General features: G+C 69.9%; 21 protein-coding genes. 6 read left to right on the top strand and 15 right to left on the bottom strand.

What is annotated here, in order from left to right:
* Nucleotide 1 precedes the first annotated feature (1 nt).
* From CSX12_RS04720 to CSX12_RS04690, 7 genes are all read right to left on the bottom strand, one after another.
* Complete coding sequence (locus CSX12_RS04720; RefSeq protein WP_017204079.1) at nucleotides 2-1,816, bottom strand: ABC transporter ATP-binding protein; 1,815 nt, start codon at nucleotides 1,814-1,816, stop codon at nucleotides 2-4.
* Entirely contained in the window at nucleotides 1,813-3,744 is a 1,932-nt protein-coding gene (locus CSX12_RS04715) for an ABC transporter ATP-binding protein (protein WP_124895012.1), read from the bottom strand. Before CSX12_RS04715 ends, CSX12_RS04720 begins: the two co-directional genes overlap by 4 nt.
* A 297-nt stretch (nucleotides 3,745-4,041) precedes the next feature.
* A complete protein-coding gene (locus CSX12_RS04710; protein ID WP_124895011.1) occupies nucleotides 4,042-4,539 on the bottom strand; it encodes a methylated-DNA--[protein]-cysteine S-methyltransferase in 498 nt (165 codons plus the stop codon).
* The gene (locus tag CSX12_RS04705) at nucleotides 4,536-6,056 is read right to left on the bottom strand and encodes an AlkA N-terminal domain-containing protein (RefSeq protein WP_124895010.1); all 1,521 of its coding nucleotides are present in this window, start codon (nucleotides 6,054-6,056) and stop codon (nucleotides 4,536-4,538) included. The genes CSX12_RS04710 and CSX12_RS04705 overlap by 4 nt, the downstream gene beginning before the upstream one ends.
* A 146-nt stretch (nucleotides 6,057-6,202) precedes the next feature.
* A complete protein-coding gene (gene purH, locus CSX12_RS04700; protein WP_124895009.1) occupies nucleotides 6,203-7,810 on the bottom strand; it encodes a bifunctional phosphoribosylaminoimidazolecarboxamide formyltransferase/IMP cyclohydrolase in 1,608 nt (535 codons plus the stop codon).
* Between the two features lie 50 nt (nucleotides 7,811-7,860).
* On the bottom strand, nucleotides 7,861-8,448 hold the full coding sequence (gene purN / locus CSX12_RS04695) for a phosphoribosylglycinamide formyltransferase (RefSeq protein ID WP_124895008.1): 588 nt from the start codon (nucleotides 8,446-8,448) through the stop codon (nucleotides 7,861-7,863).
* A 61-nt stretch (nucleotides 8,449-8,509) separates the two neighbouring features.
* Nucleotides 8,510-9,898: a DUF6350 family protein gene (locus CSX12_RS04690; protein WP_124895007.1), complete on the bottom strand. Its 1,389-nt coding sequence runs from the start codon at nucleotides 9,896-9,898 to the stop codon at nucleotides 8,510-8,512.
* A gap of 90 nt (nucleotides 9,899-9,988) precedes the next feature.
* Between CSX12_RS04690 and CSX12_RS04685 the strand changes: the two genes are divergently transcribed.
* Nucleotides 9,989-11,464, top strand: a complete 1,476-nt coding sequence (locus CSX12_RS04685; RefSeq protein WP_124895006.1) for an NCS2 family permease — start codon at nucleotides 9,989-9,991, stop codon at nucleotides 11,462-11,464.
* A gap of 59 nt (nucleotides 11,465-11,523) precedes the next feature.
* On the opposite strand, the gene CSX12_RS04680 is transcribed toward CSX12_RS04685, so the two are convergent.
* The gene (locus tag CSX12_RS04680; protein WP_124895005.1) at nucleotides 11,524-11,928 is read right to left on the bottom strand and encodes a VOC family protein; all 405 of its coding nucleotides are present in this window, start codon (nucleotides 11,926-11,928) and stop codon (nucleotides 11,524-11,526) included.
* Between the two features lie 76 nt (nucleotides 11,929-12,004).
* On the opposite strand from CSX12_RS04680, the gene CSX12_RS04675 reads away from it, so the two are divergent.
* Entirely contained in the window at nucleotides 12,005-12,583 is a 579-nt protein-coding gene (locus tag CSX12_RS04675) for a TetR/AcrR family transcriptional regulator (RefSeq protein ID WP_124895004.1), read from the top strand.
* Nucleotides 12,584-12,929: 346 nt separating this feature from the next.
* On the opposite strand, the gene sucD is transcribed toward CSX12_RS04675, so the two are convergent.
* The 3 genes from sucD to CSX12_RS04660 form a co-directional block, all read right to left on the bottom strand.
* A complete protein-coding gene (gene sucD / locus CSX12_RS04670) occupies nucleotides 12,930-13,832 on the bottom strand; it encodes a succinate--CoA ligase subunit alpha (RefSeq protein ID WP_124895003.1) in 903 nt (300 codons plus the stop codon).
* A gap of 27 nt (nucleotides 13,833-13,859) precedes the next feature.
* A complete protein-coding gene (gene sucC / locus CSX12_RS04665; protein ID WP_017204064.1) occupies nucleotides 13,860-15,026 on the bottom strand; it encodes an ADP-forming succinate--CoA ligase subunit beta in 1,167 nt (388 codons plus the stop codon).
* Nucleotides 15,027-15,097: 71 nt separating this feature from the next.
* A complete protein-coding gene (locus CSX12_RS04660) occupies nucleotides 15,098-15,472 on the bottom strand; it encodes a DUF2510 domain-containing protein (RefSeq protein ID WP_124895002.1) in 375 nt (124 codons plus the stop codon).
* 58 nt (nucleotides 15,473-15,530) lie between these two features.
* Between CSX12_RS04660 and CSX12_RS04655 the strand changes: the two genes are divergently transcribed.
* Together CSX12_RS04655 and CSX12_RS04650 are read left to right on the top strand one after the other, a co-directional pair.
* Nucleotides 15,531-16,193, top strand: a complete 663-nt coding sequence (locus CSX12_RS04655; RefSeq protein ID WP_017204062.1) for a TetR family transcriptional regulator — start codon at nucleotides 15,531-15,533, stop codon at nucleotides 16,191-16,193.
* A gap of 75 nt (nucleotides 16,194-16,268) precedes the next feature.
* On the top strand, nucleotides 16,269-17,504 hold the full coding sequence (locus tag CSX12_RS04650) for an acyl-CoA dehydrogenase family protein (protein WP_124895001.1): 1,236 nt from the start codon (nucleotides 16,269-16,271) through the stop codon (nucleotides 17,502-17,504).
* Between the two features lie 74 nt (nucleotides 17,505-17,578).
* Here the strand turns inward: CSX12_RS04650 and CSX12_RS04645 are convergent, their stop codons facing one another.
* Entirely contained in the window at nucleotides 17,579-18,067 is a 489-nt protein-coding gene (locus CSX12_RS04645; RefSeq protein ID WP_124895000.1) for a magnesium transporter, read from the bottom strand.
* A gap of 69 nt (nucleotides 18,068-18,136) precedes the next feature.
* Between CSX12_RS04645 and CSX12_RS04640 the strand changes: the two genes are divergently transcribed.
* Both CSX12_RS04640 and CSX12_RS04635 read left to right on the top strand, forming a co-directional pair.
* Nucleotides 18,137-19,588 carry an NAD(P)/FAD-dependent oxidoreductase gene (locus tag CSX12_RS04640; RefSeq protein WP_124894999.1) on the top strand — a complete coding sequence of 484 codons (1,452 nt, stop codon included), beginning with the start codon at nucleotides 18,137-18,139 and terminating at the stop codon, nucleotides 19,586-19,588.
* Nucleotides 19,589-19,634: 46 nt separating this feature from the next.
* Nucleotides 19,635-20,678 (top strand): ATP-dependent DNA ligase, encoded by a 1,044-nt coding sequence (locus CSX12_RS04635; RefSeq protein ID WP_124894998.1) that lies wholly within the window; start codon nucleotides 19,635-19,637, stop codon nucleotides 20,676-20,678.
* 10 nt (nucleotides 20,679-20,688) lie between these two features.
* Here the strand turns inward: CSX12_RS04635 and ligD are convergent, their stop codons facing one another.
* From ligD to CSX12_RS04620, 3 genes are all read right to left on the bottom strand, one after another.
* Nucleotides 20,689-21,762 carry a non-homologous end-joining DNA ligase gene (gene ligD / locus CSX12_RS04630; protein WP_124894997.1) on the bottom strand — a complete coding sequence of 358 codons (1,074 nt, stop codon included), beginning with the start codon at nucleotides 21,760-21,762 and terminating at the stop codon, nucleotides 20,689-20,691.
* Between the two features lie 50 nt (nucleotides 21,763-21,812).
* Entirely contained in the window at nucleotides 21,813-22,967 is a 1,155-nt protein-coding gene (locus CSX12_RS04625; RefSeq protein ID WP_164479535.1) for an SseB family protein, read from the bottom strand.
* Nucleotides 22,968-23,041: 74 nt separating this feature from the next.
* Nucleotides 23,042-25,513 carry a UvrD-helicase domain-containing protein gene (locus tag CSX12_RS04620; RefSeq protein ID WP_124894995.1) on the bottom strand — a complete coding sequence of 824 codons (2,472 nt, stop codon included), beginning with the start codon at nucleotides 25,511-25,513 and terminating at the stop codon, nucleotides 23,042-23,044.
* Nucleotides 25,514-25,584: the final 71 nt, after the last annotated feature.

Genomic DNA, 25,584 nt, shown 5'->3' with positions numbered 1-25,584 from the left:
ATCAGACCAGTGTCTCCTGCCAGGCCGCATGCAGCTGGGCGAACTTGCCGGTACCGCCGATGAGAGCGGCGGGGGTGTCGTCCTCGATGATGCGGCCGTGCTCCATCACCAGCACCCTGTCGGCGATCGCGACCGTCGATAGGCGGTGCGCGATGATGATCGCCGTGCGGTCCTTGAGCAGGGTCTGCAGCGCATCCTGGATCAACCGCTCGGACGGGATGTCCAGCGAGGCCGTGGCCTCGTCGAGGATCAGCACCGACGGGTCGGCGAGGAAGGCCCTGGCGAACGAGATGAGCTGCCGCTGACCGGCCGACACCCGGCCTCCGCGCTTGTTCACATCGGTGCCGTAGCCATCGGGCAGCGACGAGATGAACCCGTCGGCGCCCACCGCTCGCGCCGCCGCCTTGATCTCGTCGAGCGTCGCATCCGGCTTGCCGAGCGCGATGTTGTCCGCGACCGTCCCGCTGAACAGGTACGCCTCCTGGGTGACCATGACGATCGCGCGCCGAAGGTCCTTCGGGTGCAGCGATCGCAGGTCGACGCCGTCGAGCGTCACCCGCCCCTGGGAAGGGTCGTAGAACCGAGAGATGAGCTTCGCCAGCGTGGACTTGCCCGCACCGGTCGTCCCCACCAGGGCGATCGTCTGCCCCGCCGGGATGTCGAGGGAGAAGTTCGGGAGGATCGTCTTCTCGCCGTTGTACCCGAACGTCACCTCGTCGAAGCGGATGTGTCCACGCGATTCCCAGAGGTCGACCGGCTTCTCGGGGTCCGGAACCGTCGGCACCTCCTCCAGCACACCGGACACCTTCTCCAGCGCGGCCGTCGCCGACTGGTAGGAGTTCAGGAACATCGCGATCTCCTGCATCGGCGCGAAGAAGTTGCGCACGTACAGCACGGCCGACAGCAGCACGCCGACGGTCAGCGCACCCTCGGAGACGCGGATGCCGCCCCAGAGCACGACGATGCCGAGCACGAGCGCTGCGACGCCCATCAGGCCGGGCTCGAACGTGCCGAACAGCAGCATCGAGCGGCGGTTCACGTCGCGGTACTCCCCCGCGATGTCCTGGAAGGCCTTGTCGTTGCGGGGCTCCTTGCGGAACGCCTTGACGGCGCGGATGCCGGTCATCGTCTCCACGAACTGCACGATGACCTTGGCGCTGATGACGCGGGACTCGCGGTACACGAGCTGCGATCGGGAGTAGAACCACCGCATCAGGAAGAAGAGCGGCACCCCGCCGATCGCGAGGATCAGCCCCGACTGCCAGTCCCAGAAGCAGAGCGCGATGAACGTGAACAGACCGAACAGCACACCGGAGACCAGCTCGTTCAGGCCGCCGTCGAGGAGTTCCTTGATGGAGTCGAGGTCGCTGGTCTGACGCGAGATGATCCGGCCGGACGTGTACGACTCGTGGAACTCCAGGCTCAGGCGCTGGGTGTGCAGGAAGATGCGCTTGCGCAGGTCGAGCAGCACCGCCTGGGTGAGCTTGGCCGCGATGATGACGTACCACGCGATCAGGGCCGCCGCGAGCGCACCGGCCAGCAGGTAGATGCCTCCGATCATGAACGTCGGCATCCAGTCGGCACGCTCGAGCACCGCAGGCAGCGCCCGGTCGAGACCGATGCTGATCAGGATCGGTCCGGCCACCTGCAGTGCGGTCGAGATGACGAGGACGACGGCAGCGAGCACGATCCGCGGCTTCAGCGGGCTGACCAGGGATCCGAGCAGACGGAGGGACCGACGACGGATCTCCCTGCTCTCCTCGCGGGTGTACTCGGAACGGTCCTCGTTCTGGGTTCCGGTGACGGCGGAGCTCATCGCTGCACCTCCTTCTCGGTGATCGGGTCTTCGTCGGCGGCCTGCATCCCGAGGCCCGCACGGACCTCTTCGTCGATCTCGGCCTGCTCATCGCGGATGATCGGGATCGCTCCCGTCCGCGCCGCCTCCTCCGCCTCCAGGCTGGAGATGACGTGACGGTAGTGCCGGCTCGTCTTCAGCAGCTCGGAGTGCGTCCCGACCGCCGTCACACGGCCGGCTTCGAGCAGGGCCACGCGATCGGCGAGCGCGACCGTCGACGGGCGATGCGCGACGATCATGGCGGTGGTGTCGGCGAGCACGTGGCGGAGCGCCTCCTCCACCAGCGCCTCGGTGTCGACGTCGAGCGCCGACAGCGGGTCGTCGAGCACGAGGACCTTCGGCTTCGCCGCGACCGCACGGGCGAGGGCGAGCCGCTGACGCTGACCACCGGAGAGGCTGAGCCCCTCTTCGCCGATCACGGTCTCGACGCCGTCGGGCAGCGAGTCCACGAATCCGGCCTGGGCCACGTCGAGCGCTTCGCGGAGCACGCGCTCGGCCTCCTCGCTGTGCACGTCGAGCTCGGCGCGACCGAGCAGCACGTTCTCCCGGACGGTCGCCGAGAACAGCGTCGCGTCCTCGAACGCCATGGCGATGTGCTGGCGGAGCTCTGCCAGCGGGAGATCGCGCACGTCGACGCCGTCGAGCGTGACTCTGCCGCCCGTGACGTCGTAGAGACGCGTGGGCAGCGTGGTCAGCGTCGTCTTGCCGCTGCCGGTCAGACCCACGAGGGCCATCGTCTCGCCGGGGCGGAGCACCAGGTCGATGCCGTCGAGCAGATCGCGCTCACCGGAGCCGGCGTCCTGGTAGCGGAAGTGCGCGTTCTCGAACGCGAGCTCTCCGCGCGGGTTCTCGATGTGCACCGGGTGCTCGGGGTCGGTGATGGTGTTGGTCTCGGAGAAGATGTCGAACACGCGGTCCGTGGCCGTCCGGGCGTCGAGCATGAACGAGAACAGGAAGCCGATCGACTCGATGGGCCACCGCAGCACGACGGCCATCGCGAAGAAGGCGAACAGCTGCGCCTCGTCGATCTGCCCCTGAGAGATCAGCCAGATGCCCGACATCAGGCTCAGACCGAACGCGATCTGCGGCATGAGGTCGAGCCAGAACCAGATCGACGCGATCGCGCCCGCCTTGCTCATCTCGGTCTCGCGCAGCGTCTCGGCCTGGCGGCTGAAGCGGCTGAGCGCGTGCTTTCCGCGACCGAAGGCCTTGAGCACGCGGATGCCGTGCACACTCTCCTCGACGCTGGTCGCGAGGTCGCCGGCCTGATCCTGGCTACGGCGGGTGAGCGCACCGTAGCGCTTCTCGAACAGGTAGCCGCGGATCCACAGCGGGATCGCCGTGACCAGGAAGATCGTGCCGAGCAGCCAGTGCCACCGGAACAGGAGCACGGAGCCGATGATGATCGTGAGGATGTTGACGACCAGCAGCACGAGGCCGAACGCGAGCCAGCGGCGGATGAGGCCGATGTCCTGCATCATGCGGCTGAGCAGCTGTCCCGACCCCCACCGGTCGTGGAAGGACACCGGCAGCGTCTGCAGCCGCGAGTACAGCTCGGTGCGCATCCTGTACTCGACCTGCGTGGCCGGGTTGAGCACGAACTGGCGACGCAGCCACACCATGAGCGCCTCGCCGAGGGCGAGCGCGAACACGGCGAGCGCGCCCCAGACGATCGCACTGATCTCGCCGGAGCGGACGGGGCCGCTGATGATCTGCTCGAGGACGATCGGGATCATCAGGGCGATGACGGCGGCGATGAGCGCGCTGGCTGCTCCGCCGGCGAGCCGCCAGATGACCGGCTTCACGAAGGGCTTCAGGCGCCACAGTGCGGCCGGAGTGGAAAGGGTCGATGAAGGGGAGGGATTCTGCACGGAGGGCGAGGAGGACATGTCTCTCAGACGAGTTTCGTATGGACAGCGGTTGCGGAAGGGGACGGATGCGAGAGCGGACCCACAGGGTCCGGCATCCGATGCAGAAGGGGCGGGGTGGCTCTAGGAGAGCGGGCGCGCCGGGGTCGAGCCGAGAGCTGCGATCCGCGCGGTGGCGATCGTGGTCATGGTGTCCTCCTCAGGGGCTCGGCGATGTCGTCCGGTTGGCGCGACAGCCCACCAGCCTATTGCTGTGAACCAGCTGAACACAAGACTCATTCCCGATTCGAGCGTTGGGCTCGCATCGGCGCGGCTGACTCAGCGGGCGGCGGCCTCCCGGGCGAGGAGGCGCTCCTTGACGTCGAGACCCCAGGCGAATCCCCCGAGGCTGCCGTCCGTGCGCAGCACGCGGTGACAGGGCACGAACAGCGCCGGTGCGTTGCGCGCGCAGATGGACGCGGCGGCGCGCACCGCCGTCGGGCTTCCGAGCCGAGTCGCGAAGCCGGTGTAGGTGAGCGGCTCTCCCGGCGCGATGCTGCGGAGCGCAGACCAACCCGCGAGCTGGAGCGCGGTGCCGGTCTGCTTCACCGCGACAGCGTCGATCGCCGTGACGTCACCGGCGTAGTACGCGTGCGTCGCCGCTGCCGCCTCGGTCTCGCCGTCCGCGAGATGCTCCGGACGGACGGCGGGCGAGAGTCTCGCCAGGATCGCCTCGACGTCGGAGGTCCAGCCGGATGCCAGCACCCGCTGCCGGTCGTCGGCGAGGATCGTGAAGGCCCCGTCCGGGGTCTCGATGGTCTGGATGAGAGCGGTCATGACTTCTCCTTCGTGGACGTGTCTGCGATGGGGTGCTGCGCCGAGGGCGATGCTGCTCGCCGAGGGCCGGCCGGACGCACCGGGGCGGCGCGCCAGAGGTGGGCGCTCAGATAGCTGCGCCACGGGGCCGTGCGCTCCGCCCAGGCGGTGAGCGGCTTCGCCTCGGCGGGGAGTCCGACGGCGGCGGCACCGGCGCGGAGGGCGACATCCCCCGGCAGCAGGACGTCGGGGTCGCCGAGGACCCGCATGCGCACGTAGTCCGCGGTCCAGGGGCCGATCCCCGGCATCGCCAGCAGCCGGGCCCGCTGCTCCGCGCCGTCGTCGCCCACCGTGAGTGGCAGCGAGCCGTCGGCGAGGGCGGCGGCAGCACCGGTGATGGCACGGATCCGCGCGGCCGGACCGCGGAGCACCTCGGCCCCGTGTTCGGCGATCGCGTCCATCGTGGGGAAGAGGAGTCCGTCCTCGGTGCGCTCCCCCAGCGCCGCGGTGAGCGCCGTGAGCGCCGTGCGAGCTGCGACCACCGTGATCTGCTGCCCGATCATGGCGCGGATGAGCATCTCGTGCGGGTCCGCAGACCCCGGCACGCGCATCCCGGGGGTCCTGGCCACGATCGGTGCGAGCTCGGGATGCGCGGACAGCGCCTCCTCGATCGCCAGCGGGTCGGCATCGAGATCGAAGATGCGGCGCACGGTCGAGACCAGCGGGGCGAGGTCACCGAGCCTGGCGACGCGGGCCCGCAGGTGCAGACGCGACGATTCGTCCTGTCGCACCTCGAACCAGGCGGGGCCGCCGGCCATCCGCAGGTGTCGCGAGAACGAGCTCGGGCCCGCCTCCTCCACGCCCGCGACGGCACGGGCATCCATCCAGGCGAAGATCCCGCTCGCATCGAGAGGCCCCCGATAGGGAAGCACGAGGTCGATCGAGCCGGGAACCGCGAGAGCGGGGGTCCGGCGACGCGCCCTGAGCTCACCGGGGGTCAGGCCGAACACCTCGCGGATCGTGTCGTTGCACTGGCGGATGCTGGCGAATCCGGCGGAGAACGCGACGTCGGAGATCGGCATGTCGGTGCCGACGAGGAGCATCCGCGCGGTGTGCGCGCGGTGGGCGCGGGCGAGCGCGAGCGGTCCAGCGCCGAGCTCCGAGGACAGCAGGCGGGTCAGGTGTCGACTCGAGTACCCGAGACGCGCCGCGAGCCCGGGCACGCCTTCGCGTTCGACCACCCCGGCGGAGATGAGGCGCATCGCCCTCGCCGCGACGTCACCGCGGACGTCCCACGCCGGGGACCCGGGCGCGGCTTCGGGAAGGCAGCGCTTGCACGCGCGGTAGCCGGCCTCGTGGGCAGCCGCGCTGGTGGGATAGAAGGTGACGTTCTGGGGCTTCGGCGTGCGCGCAGGGCAGCTCGGTCGGCAGTAGATTCCGGTCGAGCGCACGGCCGTCACGAACTGTCCGTCGAAGCGGGTGTCGCGCGCGCTGATCGCACGGTAGCGCTCATCGAAGTCGACCAGGGGGAGGCTCATCCCCCCACTCTGCCACGCGCCACCGACCTCGACTGGCGGAAATCGGACATCGCGGTGCCGCTTCGCCGAGACCCCGCTCTCGCGACGAGACCCCGGCGTGCGGACGTCTGCACACCGGGGTCTCGACGGAAACCGGGGGTCTCGGCTCAGTGGAAGAAGTGACGCTCTCCGGTGAAGAACATCGTGACTCCGGCCTTGCGGGCAGCGTCGATCACTTCCTCGTCGCGCACGGAGCCACCGGGCTGGACGATCGCCTTCACGCCGGCGTCGATCAGCACCTGCGCGCCGTCCGCGAACGGGAAGAACGCGTCGGAGGAGGCGACGGATCCGGCCGCGCGATCGCCCGCTCGCTCCACGGCGAGGCGGCACGAGTCCACGCGGTTGACCTGGCCCATGCCGACCCCGACCGTGGCGTTGTCCTTCGCGAGCACGATCGCGTTGGACTTCACGGCGCGGCAGGCCTTCCACGCGAAGATGAGGTTCTCCATCTCCTCGTCGCTCGGGCGCTCCCCCGAGACCAGCTCCCAGTTCTTCGCGACCGAGACGATGTCGTCGGGGAAGCGGTCGGCGTCCTGCAGCAGGAGCCCCCCGGAGACCAGACGCACATCCATCCGCTCCTGCTGCCAGTCCTCGGGCAGCTGCAGCAGACGCAGGTTCTTCTTGGCCTTGAACACCTCGAGCGCAGCCGGCTCGAACGAGGGTGCGACGATGACCTCGGTGAAGATGTCCTTGAGGTTCTCCGCCATCTTCAGCGTCACGGTGCCGTTCGCGGCGATCACTCCGCCGTACGCCGAGACCGGGTCGCACTCGTGGGCGCGCAGGTGCGCGCTGGCGATAGGGTCGAGGGCGTTCGGGGCCGTGGTCGCGATGCCACAGGGGTTGGCGTGCTTGATGATCGCGACGGCCGGCTTCACCATGTCGTAGGCCGCGCGCAGAGCCGCGTCGGCATCGACGTAGTTGTTGTACGACATCTCCTTGCCCTGCAGCTGCCTCGCCTGGGCGATGCCGTGGCCGCCGGCCCTGGTGTAGATCGCGCCGCGCTGGTGCGAGTTCTCGCCGTAGCGGAGGGTCGCGAGGCGCTCGGCCTGGATCGTCAGGTGAGTGGGGAGGTCGCCGTCGTCCTGCAGCGTGCCCTCGGCGAACCAGGAGGCGACTGCCGTGTCGTACGCGGCCGTGTGCGCGAAGGCGCGGGCAGCCAGCTCACGGCGCTGGGCGAGAGAGGTGCCGCCGGCGTCGAGCGCGGAGATGATGCCGGGGTAGGACTGCGGCGAGACGACGATGGCGACGTTGGCGTGGTTCTTCGCCGCGGCGCGCACCATCGCCGGTCCGCCGATGTCGATCTGCTCGACGACGTCGTCGCCCTGGGCGCCGGAGGCGACCGTCTCGACGAACGGGTAGAGGTTCACGACCACGAGTTCGAACGGCGTGATGTCGAGGTCGGCGAGCTGACGCTCGTGGTCCTCGAGGCGCAGGTCGGCGAGCAGGCCGCCGTGGATCTTGGGGTGCAGCGTCTTGACCCGTCCGTCGAGCATCTCGGCGACGCCGGTGACCGCAGCGACGTCGGTGACCGCGAATCCGGCGTCGCGGATGGTCGCAGCCGTCGAACCGGTGGAGACGATCTCCACGCCGGCGTCGGCGAGGGCGCCGGCCAGCACGAGCAGGTCGGTCTTGTCGCTCACCGAGACGAGTGCGCGCCGGATCGGCACGGCGTCGCGATCGCGGTAGAGCGTGGGGTCGTGGCGGGGGCCGGCCATGATGGGCTCCTTCGTGCGGGGGCTTCGGGATGGAGTTCGGTTGCGGAAGGTCAGGGTGCGGGGTCCAGGGAGACGTCGCCGGTGGCGATGCCTCGGACCACGTCGATGAGGAGTCGACGTTCGACGGGCTTGATGCGCTCGTGCAGGGAGTGCTCGGTGTCGTCGGCGCGGATCTGCACGCGCTCCTGAGCGAGGATCGGTCCGGTGTCGACGCCGTCGTCCACCACGATCACGCTCGCGCCCGTCTGCGTCACGCCCGCGGCGAGCGCGTCGCGCACGCCGTGCGCGCCGGGGAACTCCGGCAGGTAGGCGGGGTGCGTGTTGATCAGGCGCGGCGAGTACCGGGCGACCAGCGACGCGGGCAGGAGGCGCATGAGACCGCTGAGCACGACCAGGTCGGGTTTCCAGACGTCCAGCTGGCGGCCCAGCTCCTCGCCCCAGGCCTCGCGGCTCTCATGCTCATGCCACGGCACGGTGAAGCTGGGGATGCCGAACTCCTCGGCGTGGGCGAGCCCTTCGGCTTCGCGGTCGGCGCCGACCACGATCACCCTGGCAGGGAAATCGGGATGACGAGCGGCCTCGAGGAGGGCGCGAAGATTCGAGCCGGTGCCCGAGATGAGAACGGCGACCGTGAGCACGCGCCCAGTCTAGCGGGGGACGCGCGATGCTCCCTCCGCCGGTCGCGCCCACGGTGCCCGTTCAGTCGCGACGGTCGGCCGGGTCGACGGGCGGGGCGGTGAACCCGCGGAGATCGTCGAGCGGTGCCGTGTCATCGAAGGCCGTGACCTCGCGGACCGGCACGTCGGAAGCGGGCGCGGGCGTCTCCGGCAACGGCTCGAGCTCGGTCATCTCCGCCAGCCAGCGGTCGGTGCGCTCCTCGGCCAGCTCGTCACGGTTGCGCGGGGAGAGCAGCAGGATCGCTGCTCCGATCAGGACCTCCACCCCGAGCGCGAGAGCGAACGGGCCGACGGAAGGACCCGCGTCCGACAGCCGACCAGGTCCGATCGAACCGTGGGCGAACACGGCTGCGAGCGCGGCGATCCCTGCCGTCACGGCGGCGATGCCTCCGGCGATCACGGCGCGCTGCACCATGCCGAGCGGGGTGCCCTCCCACACGAGGCGCGACCGCACCGCCCAGCCCGCGAAGGCACCGGCGGCCACGGGGACGATGACCACGATCAGCATCCAGATCGAGCTGTTCTCGGGCAGCAGTCCGAACACGGGGATCCCGGGGACGACGCCCAGCTGCGTCCCGGCCGGCGACACCGCGGTGCCGACGCCGACGGCGAACCCCGGGCCGGCGAGCCAGGAGGCGGTCCACACGACGATCGTCGGCAGGTAGAGCAGCTGCGCGAGAGTCAGCACGGTCGCGCCGAGCGCATCCACGCGCGCGGACTGGAACAGCGCGACGACCTCGCCACCGCGGAAGAGCGTCGTGAGCGCGAGGGCCAGGGCGGACGCCCCGACGACGCCCACCAGGGCGAACGCCGCACCGCGGACGACCGCTGCCGGAACCGGGGCCCAGTCCGCACGGGCGTCGACCCGGTCGTGCAGCCGATCGAGGAGACCGCCGTCGCCGTCCTCCCAGGCGATCCGCACCGCTCCGCACAGCGCCCCCACGAGATAGACGGCGGCGGGGAGCACGATCGCGAGAGGCAGCGGCGTCTGCGCTGCATCCAGCCGTGCGGTCAGAGCGACACCGGCGGAGATGAGAGAGAACACCACGGCACCGGAGAGCGACCCGAGCAGCCACGCCCCGGAGGACGCCGCCCGGCGGCCCGATCGCGCGGCGAAGAGGAGCGTGAAGAGCAGGAACGCGAGCGGGGTGACCGACACCGCGAACGTCGCGGCCTCCGGCGGGATCGCGAGCGCCACCAGAAGCTCAGCCGGGATCGTCACGGCGAGCGGAACACCGTGACCGAACTGCCACAGCGTTCCGGTGAGCGGCCAGAGCGCGCCCCAGTCCGCCGTGATGCCGAACGCCAGTGTCCACAGCAGCGTCAGCGGCGCCAGGAGCACGACGAGACCGACCGCCGCGGCGATGGCGGCGTCGAAGGCAGCGAGGAGCGCGACGAGGAGGCGTTGCATAGCGCTTCGAGACTACGACGAGTTCCTCCGCAAGCCCCGGGGGCGCGCGTGGGGTCGGCGACACGATAGCGTTTCTCCGGAGGTTTCCCGATGACAACTGCCCCGCCCGCCCCGGCACCCACCGAGCCCAAGAACTCCCTGGACCGCTTCTTCGAGATCAGCAAGCGCGGATCCACGATCGGCACCGAGATCCGAGGGGGTCTGGTGACGTTCGTCACGATGGCCTACATCGTGATCCTCAACCCGATCATCCTCTCCGGCAAACCCGACGTCGCCGGCGACATGCTGGAGTTCAACGCGGTCGGCGCGGCCACCGCGCTGACCGCCGGCGTGATGACGATCCTGTTCGGTCTGGTCACGCGCCTGCCGTTCGGCTTCGCGGCCGGTCTCGGCATCAACGCCTTCGTCGCGTTCTCCGTCGTCGGCCAGGTGACCTGGCCCGAGGCGATGGCGCTCGTGATGATCAACGGTGTCGTGATCGTACTGCTCGCCGCGACCGGCCTGCGGAAGGCGATCTTCGACGCGGTGCCGTTCCAACTGAAGATCGCGATCACGGTCGGCATCGGTCTGTTCATCGCCTTCATCGGCTTCGTCAACTCCGGCTTCGTCACCGCGACGGGGTCGTCCTCCCCGCCGGTCGGGCTGGGCGTCAACGGGTCCGTGGCCACCGTGCCGACCCTGCTCTTCGTGATCACGCTCCTGCTGACGGGCATCCTGGTCGCCCTCCGGATCAAGGGCGGCATGCTGATCGGACTGATCGGCGGCACCGTGCTCGCCGTCATCGTCGAGGCGATCTGGCACATCGGCGCCCGCGGATTCGACGACGAGGGCAACGTGGTCAACCCCGGCGGATGGGGACTGACCGTCCCCGCGCTCACCGGATCGCCTGTCAGCGTGCCCGACCTCAGCCTGATCGGCGCCGTCGACTTCACGTTCGACCTCGGCAAGGTCAGCCTCGTCGCCCTGGTGATGATCGTCTTCACCCTGCTCTTCACGAACTTCTTCGACGCGATGGGCACCATGACCGGACTCGCCAAGGAGGCGAACCTGGCCGATGACAACGGCGACTTCCCGCGCATCAAGTCGGCGCTGGTGGTCGAGGGCGTGGGTGCGATCGCCGGTGGCGCGACCTCGTCCTCCTCGAGCACGGTGTTCATCGAGTCCGGAGCGGGCATCGGAGAAGGGGCACGCACGGGACTGGCGAACGTCGTGACGGGCATCGTGTTCCTGATCGCGATGTTCCTCACGCCGCTCACCTCGATCGTGCCGACCGAGATCGCCGCCGCCGCGCTGATCATCGTGGGAGCCATGATGATGGCGCAGATCCGCTACATCGACTTCGCGGACTTCCGGGTGCTGCTGCCGGTGTTCCTCACCGTCTCCGTCATGCCGCTGACCTACTCGATCGCGAACGGCATCGGGGCGGGATTCGTGAGCTGGGTGCTGATCCACGCGTTCTCGGGCAAGGCCAAAACCATCAGCCCGCTGCTGTGGGTCGTCGGCGCCGGGTTCCTGATCTTCTTCGCGAGAGGCCCGATCGAAGCCCTGTTCGGCGTCGGGATCTGATCCGGACCGGACGACGACAGAGGGGCGGGTGCTGCGGCATCCGCCCCTCTGCTTTTCCCTCAGCCCGCGTAGGCCTCGGCGAACTCCGCTGACGGCTCGATGGGCTCGATCACGTCGATCAGCACGCCACCGGGTGCTTCGACGATGAAGTGACGCTGCCCGAAGGTCTCATCCCGAAGAGCGAGGCGCTCGGTCAACCCGCGCTCACCCACGAGCCGACGGTGCGCTGCCGTCGCGTCGACGACCTCGACGTTGAGCAGCAGTCCTCGGACGGGCTCACGGAAGCCGCCGGGGATCGTCTCGTGACCCCGGTCGAGGAGCGCGAGCTCTCCCCCTTCGACGCGCAGGCTCACGTACCAGTCCGCCTCGAAGGTCGTCTCGAATCCCAGTTCCTCACGATAGAACTGCGCGGCAGCGGCGACGTCGTCGACCATCAGCACCGGGTAGAAGCTCGTGATCTCCATGAACCCTCCTTTACATACAGTGTGTTTGTAATATCCGTGGCTAGAATACATACAATCCGCACGTAAAGGAAGTCCCATGCCGCGAGCATCCGCTGCCGACGCCGCCGAGACGGCTCGACGCATCCTCGAGACCGCCACCGCGCACTTCGCCGAACACGGCTACGCGTCCTGCTCCGTCGATGACCTCGCACGCGCCGCCGGAGTGACCCGCGGGGCCGTGTACCACCACTACGCATCGAAGCCGGGACTGTTCGCCGCGGTCGCCACGCGCCAACAGGAGCGCGTCGCCGAGGCGATCGTGGCCGCGACGAGGGACAGCACCCCGCAGGCCGCACTCCGCGAGGGGAGCCATGCCTACCTCGACGGCATCACGGGCAGGACAGCCGCGCGCGTACTCCTCATCGACGGACCTTCCGTGCTCGGCTGGGAGGAGTGGCGCCGCCTCGACGCGGAGGGGCCGGAGCGCGAGCTGCGGACTGGACTGCGTGAAGCCGGAGCCCCGCCCGCGCTCCTCGACGCCCTGACCGCGGCCCTGTCCGGCGCGATGAACGAACTCGCCCTCTGGCTCGCCGTCCGCCCGGACGACGCGGAGGCACGCCGCCAGGCCCACCGGGCGCTCGACGCGCTTCTGGATACAGCAGTCAGCCGAAGCTGAGCGACGCTTGCGGGGCGACCGCCGGCGCAAGGGTGGAAGCTCGACGACCGGGAGGAGCTGCGTACACGTGGCAGACGAACATCGCGCCCCGTTCGACCTGAGGGAAGACCTCGATCGGCGGCTCGCCCAGTACCGGGAGCTGATCCTCGCGAGCCTCGAAGCGTCTCCGAGGACGAGGCGCGCTCGTCACCGGTGTACGTGCATGTGCTGAGCGAACTCGGCTGGAACACCGGACAGCTCGACGTCCTCCGCGCCGCGATCCTGGGCGCCCGGACGGAGCGACCCCCGGCATGAAAGAAGGCCCCGGGGTGGAGCCCGGGGCCTTCAAGGTCAAGCGTAGCTCAGATCAGAGCGACTCGATGATCGCGCGCATCAGGTCAGCGGTCTCGGACGGCGTCTTGCCGACCTTGACACCGGCGGCCTCGAGGGCCTCCTTCTTCGCCTGAGCGGTACCGGCCGAGCCGGAGACGATCGCACCGGCGTGACCCATGGTCTTGCCCTCGGGAGCCGTGAAGCCCGCGACGTAGCCGACGACCGGCTTGGTGACGTTCGCCTTGATGTACTCGGCCGCGCGCTCCTCGGCGTCGCCGCCGATCTCACCGATCATGACGATGGCCTTGGTCTCGGGGTCGGCCTCGAACGCGGCGAGCGCGTCGATGTGCGTGGTGCCGATGACCGGGTCGCCGCCGATGCCGATGGCGGTCGAGAAGCCGAGGTCGCGCAGCTCGAACATCATCTGGTAGGTCAGGGTGCCGGACTTCGACACGAGGCCGATCGGTCCCTTGCCGGTGATGTTCGCGGGCGTGATGCCGACGAGCGCCTCACCGGGCGTGATGATGCCGGGGCAGTTCGGCCCGATGATGCGGGTCTTGTTGCCCTTGCTCTGCGCGTACGCCCAGGCCTCGGCCGAGTCGCCCACGGGGACGCCCTCGGTGATGACGACGAGCAGCGGGATCTCGGCGTCGATGGCCTCGATCATCGCGTCCTTCGTGAAGGCGCCGGGGACGAAGGCGATCGACACGTCGGCGCCGGTCTCCTTCATGGCCTCGGCGACCGAGCCGAAGACGGGGAGCTCGACGGCGTTGCCGTCCTTGTCCGCGTGCGAGACCGTGGTGCCGGCCTTGCGGGCGTTGACGCCGCCGACGACCTGGGTGCCGGCCTTGAGCATCAGCGCGGTGTGCTTGGTGCCCTCACCGCCGGTGATGCCCTGGACGATGACCTTGGAGTCCTTGTTGAGGTAGATAGACATAGCTCTGGTTCCTTGTGTCTCAGGCGATCAGGCGTTGGCGAGCTCGGCGGCCTTGTCGGCGCCCTCGTCCATGGTTGCGGCCAGGGTGACAAGCGGGTGCGCGTACTCGGCGAGGATCGCGCGACCCTCGTCGACGCGGTTGCCGTCGAGGCGCACGACCAGCGGCTTGGAGGCAGCAGCGCCGAGCGTCTCGAGAGCGCCCTTGATGCCGTTGGCGACGGCGTCGCACGCCGTGATGCCGCCGAATACGTTGACGAACACGCTCTTGACCTGCGGGTCGCCGAGGATGACGTCGAGGCCGGCGGCCATGACCTCGGCCGAGGCGCCGCCGCCGATGTCGAGGAAGTTGGCGGGCTTGACGCCGTTGTGGTTCTCACCGGCGTAGGCGACGACGTCGAGCGTGGACATGACGAGTCCCGCCCCGTTGCCGATGATGCCGACCTCGCCGTCGAGCTTGACGTAGTTGAGGCCGGACGCCTTGGCCTTGGCCTCGAGCGGGTCGGCGGCGTCCTTGTCCTCGAGCGCCTCGTGCTCCGGGTGACGGATCTCGGAGGCGTTGTCGTCGAGCGTGACCTTCCCGTCGAGGGCGATGATGTCGCCCTCTTCGGTGCGGACGAGCGGGTTGACCTCGACGAGCGTCGCGTCCTCACCCTTGTAGACGTCGTAGAGCTTGACGAAGACGTCGGAGACCTTCTCGATCAGGTCCTCGGGGAAGTTGGCGGCGCGAGCGATCTCGACGGCCTTCTCCTTGTCGATACCCGTGAGCGGGTTGACCTCGACGCGCGCGAGCGCCTCGGGACGCTCGACGGCGAGCTCCTCGATCTCCATGCCACCCTCGACCGAGCACAGGCTCAGGTAGGAGCGGTTGGCGCGGTCGAGCAGCACGGAGAAGTAGAACTCCTCGGCGATGCGCGCACCCTGCGCGACCATGACGCGCTTGACGACGTGGCCCTTGATGTCGAGACCGAGGATGGCCTTGGCCGCCTCGTATGCCTCATCGGGGGTCTTGGCGACCTTGACGCCGCCCGCCTTGCCACGGCCGCCGGTCTTCACCTGGGCCTTGACGACGACCACTCCACCGATCTTCTCGGCAGCCGCCCTCACCTCTTCCGGGGTGTCCGCGACGATGCCGGCGAGGACCGGCACTCCGTACTTTTCGAAAACGTCTCGTGCCTGGTACTCGTACAGATCCACTGTGGTTCCTTCACTGGGCTGCTGTCTGGTAATTCTCTCGATGTCGAGACATCGACCAGTCCCCCAGCCTACTACCTCGGCCTGGACGCTCCCGGCCGCGATTCCGGCACCCCGCGGCGGCGCGCGGGAAGAGTCACGAGGCGCAACTGCTGGGCGATCAGGAACGGGACGATCACCAGCGCTGTGCCCGCGGCGACGATCACCGGGCGGACGACGACGACCGGCATCGCTCCCCAGAACGCGATCAGGAGCGCCCCGACGAGCACGGCGGCGAGCACGATCTCGCAGAGCAGCAGCTGCCGACGGACGGCGGCGCGATCATCCGAGAGGGTGGTCTCGCGTCCGCGCACGGCGATGCGGTCCGTCCACTGCGTGCCGTCCCACCAGCGCAGCGTCCCCCGGCGTCTCGTCTCGAACCATCCGGCCGCAATCCCGTTCGCACGCACGCCCTCATTATGACGGTCGCGCACGTTCAGCCCGGACGGCGAGGTCTAGGCTTTCGCCATGCACGAATCCGCAGAACTGCGCACCGGCGTCGTCGCCGCGGCGCTCGAGCTCTTCAGCACTCAGGGGTTCGACCAGACCTCGGTGGAGCAGATCGCGAAGGCGGCCGGCGTCTCCCGGTCGACCTTCTTCCGGCAGTTCGGCGGCAAGGAGGACGTGGTCTTCGCCGACCACGAGGTGCTCCTGGAGCAGCTGCGGGAGTTCCTGGCCGAGGGCCACGACGACCCGTGGGGCGCCGTATGCGCGGCGTCCGAGTCGGTGTTCGCGCACTTCGCCCACGATCCGGAGCTCGCCCGTCGCCGCTACCAGATCGTCCGCCAGGTGCCCGTGCTGCGCGAACGCGAGATCATCACGGTCTTCCGCTACGAGCGCCTCTTCGACGACTACCTCCGCGGCGCGCTCCCGGGGGTCGACCCGCTGGACGCGGTCGGCTTCGCCGCCCTCGTGACGGCGGTGCACAATCACGTGCTGCGTCAGCTCCTGCGCGGCCGCAAGAAGGTGCCGCTGGCCACGCTGCAGACCGCGCTGGCGGATGTGCGTCGCCGCTACGGAGTGGCCGAGGATGCCGCCCCCGACGCACCGGATGATGTGGTCGTCGCGGTGTTCCCCCGCTCGATGCCGCTCGCCGAGGTCACACGCCGCCTGCGCTCCCAGCTCGACTGACCGCAGGGCGCGTCATCGGCACTCGTGGCACCGAGTATCGCGGGGTACGATACTGAGGTCCACGAAGGAGCCCCCATGAGCACCGAAGCTTCCCCGTTCCCCGGCGAGCGCGTCTCGTCCTACGACGTCACCGGACGTCAGGACAGCGACTACTACGCGGTCTTCTCCGACATCCCCTCCGCCGACCGCGCGGCCTGGGACCGCGCGAAGTCGTATGTCGACGAGGTGGCCCCCGGTATGGCCGAGGCCTGGGACCGCGCCGAGTACCCGCTGGAAGCAGCACGGCGCATGGGCGAGATGGATCTGGTCGTCGACGGGGTCCAGCATCCGTCGCTCACGAGCCTGTCCCCGCTCGCCGCCGGACTGGTGAACATGGAGATCTCTCGCGGCGACGGCTCGCTCGGGACGATCCTCGCCGTCCAGGGCGGACTCGCCCTGCGCACCCTTGCGCTGTTCGGCTCGCCCGCTCAGCAGGAGAAATGGCTCACGGCCCTCGCCGACGGATCGGTCCTCGGCTCGTTCGCGCTGACCGAACCGGACCACGGCTCGGACTCGGTCTCGCTCGAGACGGTCGCCCGCCGCGACGGCGACAGCTGGGTGATCCGGGGCGCGAAGAAGTGGATCGGCAACGGAGCGTCCGGCGGAATCACCTTCGTCTGGGCGCGCGTCGACGACGAGCACGCCGAGGAGCACGGTGCGGTGCGGTGCTTCCTCGTCGAGCAGGACACCCCGGGATACACCGGCTCCGTGATCCGCGGCAAGGCCTCGCTGCGCGCGATCCACCAGGCGCACATCACCCTCGACGACGTGCGCGTGCCTCTCGACGCGGTGCTGCCCGGGGCGAAGAGCTTCAAGGACGCGTCCACCGTGCTGTACGCGACACGGTCGGGTGTGGCGTGGTCGGCGCTCGGACATGCGACCGCCTGCTACGAAGCAGCCCTCGCCTACGCCAAGGAGCGCGTGCAGTTCGGCAAGCCGCTGGCGAAGTTCCAGATGGTGCAGGAGCGCCTGACGCACATGCTCGAGGACCTCACCGCCATGCAGCTGTACTGCCGACGGATGGCCGACCTCGAGACGGCGGGCGCCCTGCGCCCCACCCAGGCGTCGCTCGCGAAGTTCCACAACACCCGCGCCGCGCGCCGCGTGGCATCGACAGCGCGCGATCTGCTCGGCGGCAACGGCATCCTGCTCGAGAACGGCGTGATGCAGCACATGGCCGACATCGAGGCCATCCACACCTACGAGGGCACCGAGTCGGTGCAGGCCCTGCTGCTCGGGCGCGACATCACGGGCATGAGCGCTTTCGCCTGACGACGGAGCGCCGGCCCGCCCCGGTCAGACGGTCGCGGGGCGGACCCGCGGGGAAGGCTGTTCGCGCTCGACCATCAGTCGCAGCCGCAGCCCCCGGAGGGCGTCTTCACCATGAAGCACACGTCGCACACCCCGTAGTCGCGGTCCGCGACGGGCTGGGGAGCCTTCTCGGCCCGAGGCGCCGCGACGCGCGGGGTGGTCGAGCGCTTCGCGGCGCGCGGCGGGGTGAGCGGGATGAACTCGCTGGGGTGGGTGACATAGAAGTACGGCGCCCTGCCCTCACTCGGCTGCAACCGCAGGGGCGCGGATCCCACGACGAGCCTCTCGTCCTCGGTGAAGCCGTTCGTGTAGGTGCGACCGATGTGCAGCGAAGCCCCCTCGCCGCGGCGGATCGCCTCGATGTAGCGACCGCGGTCGATGAACGAGCTGATCCCGATCGCGTCCACGATCGCCGTGATGAACGCGTGGTTCGCCGGGTCGATGCGGTGCGCGCGGAGCGCTTCCGGGAGAGAACGGTATGGACGGGAGGTGCCTGCGGGGGTCGGCCCCTGTACTTCTTTCATCCCTTCCAGGATCGCACGTCCGGAAGACCTCTTCGACCGCTTCCGCGGTGTGCGTGACAGACTGGCCTCATGGTTCGCGCGACGATCATCGGCTCCGGCCCCAACGGCCTCGCCGCCGGGGTCTCGCTCGCACGCGCGGGCTATGACGTGCGCGTGCTCGAGGCCGCGGACACGATCGGCGGAGGAGTGCGGACCGCGGAGTCCACCCTCTCCGGATTCCGGCACGATGTGTGCTCCACCGTGCATCCGGCCGCCCTGTCCTCGCCGTTCTTCCGCGCCTTCGGGCTCGCCGAGCGCATCGAGTGGATCACTCCGGAGATCTCGTACGCGCATCCGCTCGACGCCGGCGGCGCGGCGATCGCGTGGCGTGACGTCGAGCGCACCGCCGCGGGGCTGGGTGTCGACCAGCGGGCGTGGCTCGCGCTGCTCCGTCCCCTCAGCCGGCACATCGACGGCGTCACCGACTTCACCGGCAATCAGCTGTTCCGCATCCCCCGGGAACCCGTGACCGCCGTCCGCTACGCACTGCGGATGTTGGATCAGGGAACCCCGCTCGCCGCCCGCAGCTTCCGGACCGCGAAGGCTGCGGCCCTGATCTCGGGCGTCGTCGCGCACGCAAACTCCCCGCAGCCCTCGCTCGCGGGAGCGGCCGCGGGTCTCCTGCTGGCCGCCCACGGGCACGCCGGAGGGTGGCCGCTCCCCCGCGGGGGCGCACAGCGGATCGCCGACGCGCTGGTGGCCGATCTCGAAGCGCACGGCGGATCCGTCGAACCCGGCACGCCCGTCACCGACCTGGCCGCGCTGGACTGGGGCGACCCCGGACGCGGCGACCTGCTCCTGTTGAACACCTCTCCGCGCCTCGCTCTCACGCACCCGGACATCCCGTCCGGCTACGGGCGCGCCCTCGCCTCGTACCGCTACGGCGCGGCAGCCGCCAAGGTCGACTTCGCCCTCGACGGGCCGATCCCGTGGACGGACGCGGACGTGCGGCAGGCCGCGACCGTGCATCTCGGCGGCACCCGCGCCGAGATCTGGGCGAGCGAGAACGCCGTGGCCTCCGGCCGCGTGAGCGAGCGTCCCTACGTGCTCGCCGTGCAGCCGACCGTGCTCGACCCGTCGCGCGCCCCTGAAGGCAAGTCCGTGCTGTGGGCGTACATCCACGTGCCCAACGGCTCCGACCTCGATCCGACAGAGCTCATCACAGCGCAGGTCGAGCGCTTCGCGCCCGGATTCCGCGACCTCATCCTGGCCCACCACGCCGTCCCCGCCTCCTCCCGCGAGGCGATCAATCCCGCGGAGATCGGCGGCGACATCTCCGGCGGGGTGTTCGACATGCGGCAGGCGCTGCGGCGGCCCACCCTGTCCCTCGCCCCCTGGCGCACTCCGATGCGCGGCGTCTACCTGGCCTCCGCCGCGACCCCGCCCGGCCCGGCCGTCCACGGCATGGCCGGCTGGCACGCGGCGCGCACGGCGCTCGCCGACGCGGGCGAACCGGCCACGCTCGACGACCTGTTCGCCTGAGCGCAACCCCTTCCGCCGCGACGTGCGTCGCGTCCAGGATGGGAGCATGCGCTACGACATCCCCTCCCCGATGCTCGCCAAGGCGGTCGCCGCCGTCCCCGATCCGGACAAGACGCCCGGCGGACTGCTGTTCGAGCCGAAGTGGGACGGGTTCCGCGGCCTCATCGCGTGGGACGGCGAGACGGTCGAGATCGGCTCCCGCGGGGCGAAGCCTCTCACGCGCTACTTCCCGGAGCTGGTCGAGGCGATTCCCGAGGTGCTGCCCGGTCCCTGCCTGCTCGATGGGGAGATCGTCGTCGCGACCGGCCCGCAGGGGGCGCAGCGACTGGATTGGGAGGCGCTGAGCCAGCGCATCCACCCGGCGGCATCACGGGTGGCGAAGCTGGCAGCGGAGACGCCGGCCATGTTCATCGCCTTCGACCTCCTCGCCTACGGGGAGGACGACCTGATCGACCAGTCCTTCGAAACGCGACGGGAGCGGCTGGAGACCGTCATGGCTGCGGTGGAGCATCCGCTGCACATCACCCGCACCACCGCAGACCGCGAGGCGGCGGTCCGCTGGCTCGCCGAGTTCGAGGGCGCAGGACTCGACGGGGTCGTCGCCAAGCCCCTCGCCCAGCCGTACGCGCCAGGCAAGCGCACCCTCTTCAAGATCAAGCACGCCAGGACCGCGGACGTCGTCGCGCTGGGCTACCGCATCCACAAGTCGGGGTCAGGCGTGGGGTCACTCCTGGTCGGCCTCTACGGGGACGACGGCGTCCTGCGGCAGGTCGGCGGCGTCGCCGCGTGGAGCGACGCGCGACGGCGGGAGCTGGTCGACGAGCTGGCACCGCTCGTGGAGCGCGACGACGACGGTGCCACCGTGACGGCGGAGGGCGAACGGTCCCGCTTCAGCGGCTCCAAGGACGTCTCGTTCGTGCGGCTGCGGCCGGAGCGCGTGCTGGAGGTGCGCTACGACCAGCTCGAAGGGGCGCGATTCCGTCACACCGTGCAGTTCGAGCGCTGGCGGCCCGACCGCGACGCCCGCTCCTGCACGTACGACCAGCTCGACACCGTCGCCGGCTACGACCTCGCCGACGTCCTGGCCTGAGCCGTCGCGATCAGTCCTTCTCGGCGGGACTGCCGTCCTCGTCCCAGTTCGCTGCGACCTTCTTGCTCGGCTGCACGCGCGGCGGCTCGCCCGGCATCTTCGGGAACTCCGGCGGGAAGGGCAGCTCCCCCAGGCCGTTCTCCGCGTCGCGCTCCCACCACTGCAACAGGGTGTCGATGCGTCCGGCCGAAGCCTGCATGTCCGCCCACGGGTCACCCAGGTCGTCCAGACGCTTCGGCACGCTGCGCACCGTGAACTCGCGGGGGTCGAGCCCGTCGAGCTCCTCCCAGCGCACCGGAGTCGCGACGGTCGCGCCCGGCAGCGCGCGCGGGCTGTAGGCGCCCGCCATCGTGCGGTCACGGTTGGCCTGGTTGAAGTCGACGAAGATCCGCTCGCCGCGCTCCTCCTTCCACCAGTTCGTCGTGACCCGGTCGGGCATCCGCCGCTCCAGCTCACGCCCGGCGGCGATCACGGCGTGCCGCACATCGAGGAACTCATGCGTCGGCTCGATGGGGGCGAAGATGTGCAGACCGCGGTTCCCGCTGGTCTTCGCGAACGCCTCCAGGCCCGCTTCCCGCAGCACCTCGCGCAGGGTGTGCGCTGCGGTGACGGCGTCCGCGAAATCCGTGCCCGGCTGCGGATCGAGGTCGATGCGCAGCTCCACGGGGTTGTCGGAATCCGTCGCGAGCGACGCCCACGGGTGGAAGACGATCGTGTTCATCTGCACGGCCCAGACGATCGCACTCGTGCGGTTGAGCACGATCTGCGGATGCTGACGCCCGCTGTTGTAGGTCACGGTGACCGCGTCGACGTAATCCGGCGTGCCCTTGGGCGGGTTCTTCGAGAAGAAGCCCTCCGCCCGGGGGCCGCCGGAAGGGCCGATCCCGTCACGGAAGCGCTCCAGGGACACCGGGCGATTCCCGTTCGCCGCGAGGAACGGCACGGACACCAGCTGGACGTACTCCGCCAGCTCCGCCTTCGTTATGCCGAGATCCGGCCACACCACACGATTGGGACTGGAGAGCGCGACCTCGCGCTCTCCGTCGGAGTCGGCGACGGTCAGTGTCACACGTTCGGAGGCCATGATCCGACCCTAGGGTGCGGTGGCGGCGGGCGGAACCCCGCGCCCCGGTGTCAGCCGGCCGCGCCGTCGTCGCCGAGGTCGACCGCGAGCACGAGCACCGGCGTGAGCGCGTCCCGCTCGACCACGATCGAGGGCCCTGCGGAGTCCACGATCACCCCGGCCATGTCCGCGTGGGTCGTGAGGACCTTGGCGAGCTGCTCGGGCGCGAACGGCAGCGGGCGATCGCCGCGACCGAGGGCGATGACCTCGAGCGGGTGGGAGAAGAGCTGCAGGAAACGGCGCCCGTCCGTGGTCTGCGCCTCCGCGATGCCGACGGGGCCGCCGCCGGTGCCGTCGTTGACGGCGACCCACATCCGCTTCGCCGCCAGCGCCTCACCCACCTTCACGGCCGAGTCCTGCTCGCGGGGAGCCGCGAGGATGCTCTTCACCGTCATGTCCGGATCGGCCTGCTCGAGCGTCTTCTGCAGCAGCTCGGTCGGGAAGACGACGCGGTGCGGAGCAGAGGCGTTGTCGACGATGAGGCCGGCGAAGTCACCGGACACGACCTGCTGCAGCACGGAGGTGACCGGCTGGGCCACGGCAGAGGTCGCGGTGGGATCGGTCTCGAGCTGCACCGAGTCGCGCACCGCACGCGCCGAGCTGAACGCGAGCATGAACTGTCGGTCTCCGTCGCGGACGACGGCGACCGACAGCGGCTTGCCCTCGCTGATCTGCGCCCGGGCGTCGCCGTTCACGCGGATGTAGAGGTGTCCCTGCAACGCCTGGCGCATGACGCCGAGCAGCTGCTCGTTCGACGCACCCGCTTCGATCTCGGTGAGGGCCTCGCGGAGCAGGACGTTGTCCTTCATGCCGGCGACGGTCTCGGTCTGCTCCGGAGGCAGCGGCGAGGCGAGCGGCAGGCGGCGTTCCGGCACGGGCGCGGTGGCGGTGGCGGCATCCGCAGCGGGCGACGACGGCGGGCTCGTCACGGCAGGGCGGGCCTGTGCGGGGGCGGGCTTCGCATCCGCCGCAGGCAGCGCGACCTCCGGTCCTGCTTCGGCGCCGACACCGCGGAAGGCCTGCACGGAGATGCCGATGGCGGGAACGTCGGCCGGCTGCTCGGCCTGTTCGCCCTCCTCCGACGGAGCCGACGCGTCCTCGACGGGTGCGGCGGTGGGGGCGACGGCATCGTCACCGGACTTCTTGCGGCGGGAGAAGAGGGCCATATGAGCCAGCCTAACCGCCATCTCCGACGACTTCTGCGCGATTGCGCCGCACGCGAACCCCGCAGCAGAGGGTGCTAGATCTTCTCGATCGGCGCGACCTTGATGAGCAGCTTCTTCTGACCGGCCGAGTCGAATCGTACGTGCGCGATGCGCTTCGCTCCCTCGCCGGTCACGGCATCCACTCGGCCTTCCCCGAAGTCGACGTGACGGATGCGGTCGCCGGCAGCGAGCTCGAGGTCTCCGTTGTCGCGCATCTTCGCCGTGACGCGGTTGGGGAACTTGTCCATCGCGGTCGACAGGGGCTTCAGGCTGTCGCGCCCGGGAAGCGCCTTGACGGCGAACCGGTCGTTCGAGGCGGATCCGCCGAAGCCGCCCTGGCGGCGCGCATTGAGCGCCCGAGACTGCATACCGCCCCGCGAGTTCACATCGCCCGGCGATTGCCGCCAGTCGATGAGCCCGGCCGGGATCTCCTGCAGGAAGCGGCTGGGCATCGCCACGGTCACCTCGCCGAACTGGGCGCGGGTCATCGCGAGCGACAGGTGCAGCCGCTTGCGCGCCCTGGTGATGCCGACGTAGAACAGGCGCCGTTCCTCCTGCGGGCCACCGGGCTCCCCCGCCGAGATGCGGTGCGGGATCAGGTCCTCCTCGACACCGGTCACGAAGACGGCGTCGTACTCGAGGCCCTTCGCGGTGTGCATCGTCATGAGCGAGACCGAACCGGACTCGTCGTCGAGGTCGTCGGCGTCGGACACCAGCGCGACCTCGGTGAGGAAGTCGGTGATCGTGCCCTCCGGGTTGTTGCGGGCGAAGTCGCGCGTGACCGCGACGAACTCGTCGAGGTTCTCGACCCTGGCCTCGTCCTGCGGATCCCGGCTCGCGCGCAGCGCGTCCAGGTAGCCGCTCTTGGCCAGGAGCAGGCTCAGCCCGTCGGCCACCGAGGTCGGCGGCGGCACCTCGCCCGACGGCGGCAGCATGATGGCGGTCGCCTCGGTGAGCACCGCATCGAGCTGTGCGATCGCGGCCTGGATCTTCGGTCCGACCCCGAGTTGCCCTGGCATCGACAGCGCATCGCGGAAGCTGATGCCGTGCTCATCCGCGAACCGCGCGATGGCGGTCTCGGTGACATCGCCGATGCCGCGCCGCGGCTTGTTCAGGATGCGGCGCACCGACATCTCGTCCGCGGGGTTCGCGACGGCCACCAGGTACGCCAGGGCGTCCTTGATCTCGGCGCGCTCGTAGAACTTCGTGCCGCCCATGATCTTGTACGGCACCGCCGAGCGGATGAAGATCTCCTCGAGCGCGCGCGACTGCGAGTTGGTCCGGTAGAACACGGCCATCTCCGAGTACGGCATGCCGGCGCGGTGCAGGGCTTCGACCTCGTCGGCGACGAACTGCGCCTCGTCGTGCTGCGAGTAGCCGGTGAAGCCGATGATCTTGTCGCCGTCGCCGCGGTCGCTCCAGAGCTTCTTGTCCTTGCGGTCGAAGTTGTTGCCGATCACCGCGTTCGCCGCCGAGAGGATGTTCTGCGTCGACCGGTAGTTCTGCTCGAGCAGCACCACCTTGGCGCCGGGGAAGTCGCGCTCGAACTCGCTGATGTTGCGGATGTCGGCCCCGCGGAAGGCGTAGATCGACTGGTCGGAGTCGCCGACCACCGTGAGGGATGCCCCCGCCTCTCCCGCATCGGCCGCAGGGGCGGGGTCGGGCTCGAAGATCATCATGCCGTTCGAGGCATACGGGTCCGGAGCGGATCCCTCACCCGACACCGGCCGCGTCAGCTCGTGGATCAGGGCGTACTGGGCGTGGTTGGTGTCCTGGTACTCGTCGACGAGGATGTGCCGGAAGCGGCGGCGATAGGTGTCGGCCACCTGCGGGAACGCGCGGAAGAGGTAGACGGTCTGGCCGATGAGGTCGTCGAAGTCGAACGCGTTGGCCTTCTGCAGCTGCCGCTGGTAGTCGGCGAAGACCTCGACGAAGACGCGCTCCGCCGGATCGCTCATGTTCGCCTGACGCGCGTAGGACTCGGCGTCGGACAGCTCGTTCTTGAGCTTGGAGATGCGGCCCTGCACCGCGGCCGGGGTGAGCCCGTAGGCGTCGGCCTCGTGCTCCTTCACCAGACGCTTGATCAGCGCGCGGGAATCGCCGGAGTCGTAGATCGTGAAGTTCTTCGTGAACCCGAACTGCTGGGCCTCGCGACGCAGGATGCGCACGCAGGCGGAGTGGAACGTCGAGATCCACATGCCGCGTGCGGCGTCGCCGATCAGCCCCTGGACGCGCTCGCGCATCTCGCCGGCCGCCTTGTTGGTGAAGGTGATCGCGAGGATCTGGCTCGGCCACGCCTCCCGGCTGCGCAGGAGCGAGGCGATGCGGCGCGTGAGCACGCTGGTCTTGCCCGACCCTGCTCCCGCGACGATGAGCAGTGCGGGGCCGCGGTAGGTGACGGCCTCGAGCTGCTGCGGGTTGAGTCCGGCGAGGAGGTCGTCCTGCGCCGAGGCTCCCGTGGACGAGGGGCCGACGGATCCGGGGACGATGAGGGGGGCTTCGGTCATGACCTTACGAGTCTAGGCGGCACCACCGACACCCGCTCCCCTCCTCGCTCCCGTCGCACCTTCTGTCGCCT

Source organism: Microbacterium sp. Y-01, from assembly GCF_003856715.1.
GTDB lineage: Bacteria > Actinomycetota > Actinomycetes > Actinomycetales > Microbacteriaceae > Microbacterium > Microbacterium algeriense.
The sequence above is the reverse complement of the archived record's forward strand: the minus strand, read 5'-3'. Positions and strand labels throughout refer to the sequence as shown.